Source organism: Paraburkholderia panacisoli, from assembly GCF_008369935.1.
Classification (GTDB): domain Bacteria; phylum Pseudomonadota; class Gammaproteobacteria; order Burkholderiales; family Burkholderiaceae; genus Paraburkholderia; species Paraburkholderia panacisoli.
This window is the reverse complement of sequence record NZ_VTUZ01000119.1, coordinates 1-2689: the sequence shown is the minus strand read 5'-3', so window position 1 is coordinate 2689 and position 2689 is coordinate 1. Positions and strand designations below refer to the sequence as shown.

General features: G+C 59.7%; 2 protein-coding genes and 2 pseudogenes. All 4 read right to left on the bottom strand.

Annotated elements, in window-relative coordinates; translation table 11 throughout:
• Positions 1 to 101: 101 nt before the first annotated feature.
• Positions 102 to 677 (bottom strand): annotated as a pseudogene (locus FVF58_RS50785) (Crp/Fnr family transcriptional regulator); the annotation flags it as partial.
• A 384-nt stretch (positions 678 to 1061) separates the two neighbouring features.
• A complete protein-coding gene (locus FVF58_RS50780) occupies positions 1062 to 1814 on the bottom strand; it encodes a YoaK family protein (protein WP_149676956.1) in 753 nt (250 codons plus the stop codon).
• A 322-nt stretch (positions 1815 to 2136) separates the two neighbouring features.
• Positions 2137 to 2436 (bottom strand): hypothetical protein, encoded by a 300-nt coding sequence (locus FVF58_RS50775; protein ID WP_149676955.1) that lies wholly within the window; start codon positions 2434 to 2436, stop codon positions 2137 to 2139.
• Positions 2437 to 2448: 12 nt separating this feature from the next.
• Positions 2449 to 2689, bottom strand: a pseudogene (locus FVF58_RS50770) (IS630 family transposase); the annotation flags it as partial.

Below are 2689 nucleotides of genomic sequence, written 5' to 3'. Positions count from 1 at the left end.
GAAGTGGATGCGCTAATTGAGAGCGTCCGCCCCTGCTGGTATCGACTACGTGATGCGCAGTTGCCTCAGCATTGCCGTAGAGCGAAGCAAAGTCGTCACCGTTTCATCGCCGCTTCCGTGACCCCAGGTCTCCTCACGCCGAGCAAGTTGGCGATCAGATCCTGCGTCATCTTAAGCTCGTTCGACGGCAAGCGGTCCAGGCTGAGAAGCAGCCAGCGGCATAGCTGCTGATCGATCGAATGATGCCGGTTGCACACCGCTGTCTGCGCCATCTGTGTGATCAGCGCTTGCGTATAGCGCAGCAGCAGCCGCTGAACCGGACCGGCGCCGCGGAATTCCTCCTTCAGCAGGCGAGCATCCAGTTGATACGCCAGCTCTGCGCTCTGCTCGACCGTTCTGCTCGGGGTCGTTTCGCCGCCCATGAAGAGCGCAATGCCGATGAGCCCTTCGTTGCGGAGCATCGCGATTTCAGCCGATGCACCGTCTTCCATCACGTACAGCAGCGAGACGATGGAGGTCGCCGGGAAATAGACGTGAGTGAGGCGGTCTCCGGACTCATACACGACCTGTCCCAGCGGCATGTCCACCGACACCAGATGCGGGGCTATTCGTGCCCACTCCGCGTCGGAGAACACCGCGTGCAGATGATTCCCGTTTCGATGATGTTCGTGCTGCATGTTTCACTTTCCTCGCAGTCGGTCAGGAAGCCGCGCTGCTTCCGGCTACGCATATTCAACGCGTGAAGCCAGCTTCAACGGCTCGTCCTCACGCTCGCGCGCCGTCGAAAATGGCCCCGTGCTGCTTGACGATCGGCAGCCTGAGCGTGCCATCTCACGGCCAACAGGCCGCGAGGAACTGGCGAAACGGGAGGGTGAACCTGTCGCGTGGCGACACCGAAACACCCTTTGTACGGCGCCAATGACCAGCGCTTCGCCAAACGCCTGCCTCGTGGAAGCGATCGGAAGATCGCGGACACACACTGGTTGAAATGCCACGGTCTCGTGTGCAATACGGTAAGTCTGTACGGTAACGTTCAGACCAGTAAAAACAACCCTATCGCATCATTTATCAACATGACTGGCCCCGCGCATCCCGTCCAGCAACGGCACGAAGGCGAGTGTGAAAAGCACGGCAGCGAGCGGCAACGTTGCGATAAAACCCATGTGCTTGAATCCCAACGCGCCCGTCACGCCGCCCACGATGAACATCCCAAGCAGTGACGCCAGCAGCGCAAGTTTCTGGCGATCCGCGCGCACGCGTGGCGCTCGTGAATCTGGCGCGTTCCAGTAGACCAGCTTTCCCAGTTCGATACCGATGTCAGTAACCAGGCCTGTCACATGGGTCGTACGGATTTCAGCTTTCGAAATCTTGGTGATGATCGCGTTCTGAAGACCCATCACGAAGCAAAGCACGCCTACCGTGGCGGACACGAACAGGAGCCGGTGATGTTCCAGATTCGAGCCGAGCAACCCGAAGCCCAGCAGCAACGTCGCCTCCAGCAACAACGGCATCGCATACACGCTTTGCGCGTGCCGGCGCCGTCCCCAGTTGATCAGGATCGCCGACGTGGCGGCACCGGTGAGAAATGCAACGAGTGAACTGAGCCCCGCCACGACAAGGCCGATATCGCCAAGCGCGAGATTGTCGGCCAGCGACGACACGATGCCGGTCATGTGCGACGTGTACTGTCCGACTGCCAAAAAGCCGCCCGCGTTGGCCGCGCCGGCAACGAACGCGAGCCAGCGCCCGAGACGCCGATTGGTCACGGCGGTCCGGTGCGGGCTGGCGAATCCTCGAAGATAGTTAATCGGCATGATGGCGGATGAGTGTCAGTTGGATGCAGGTACGGTAGAGGGCACGCATCGCCATGATGCACCGGAACCATGCCGAATTCCTCACTGCCCGCCTTTTCACCCCGATGCCGGTACGGCAGCGTACCGACTTCGGCCGCCGGCTGTTGCATCTTCGATACCTCACCGCAGCCCGGTGCACCGTTGAGTTGCACTCGAGAAGAATCACCCGCTGTCACCCGCCTGAATCAACAATCAACTAACTTTTTATCTGACCCCGACTTGTCGGGATGAATCGTCGCGCAACGCTGGATTCAGGAACTAGTACAACATCCCTCAAATAGGTTTAATAATTGTCTGGCTGCAAATAAGGTTGCAGGAGCGTGACGACTACCTGAGCCATCTCGTCGAGTGAACCTGAGCCTGGCAGAGGTTCCCATCGCCCGCTATGGCTACGAAAGGCCGCACCATAACGATTGCGGCTGAGTTCACTTAGGCGTGCCACAACGGTCGGCTCCTGATCGTCCAGGCGTTTGATCAGCAGATGACGCCCGTAAGCCTGTGTGACGATCTGGTCGTGACCCAGCAGGGCGCGCAGTTGACGCTGCAGTTCGCTTGCATGATGTTTCGCGGGTAAGGCAGGCATGAGCGCTCCGGTTCAGGATGCGCCAGTTTGCAACGGGTAGCCCCGGAAAGTCCATCTGAAGGGGCGCGCCGTCTGATTGCGCTGGCGGATGAAATGCGCTGTACGCTCGCGCAGATGCGCAGTGCTGAGGTGACTGGCGTGACGCAGCACACGGCGCGTATAGGCCGCAAACCACAGTTCGATCTGGTTCACCCAGCTCGCGTGCAAAGGGGTGAAGTGGAAGTGAAACCGCTCGCTGTGCCGCGCGTTGAAC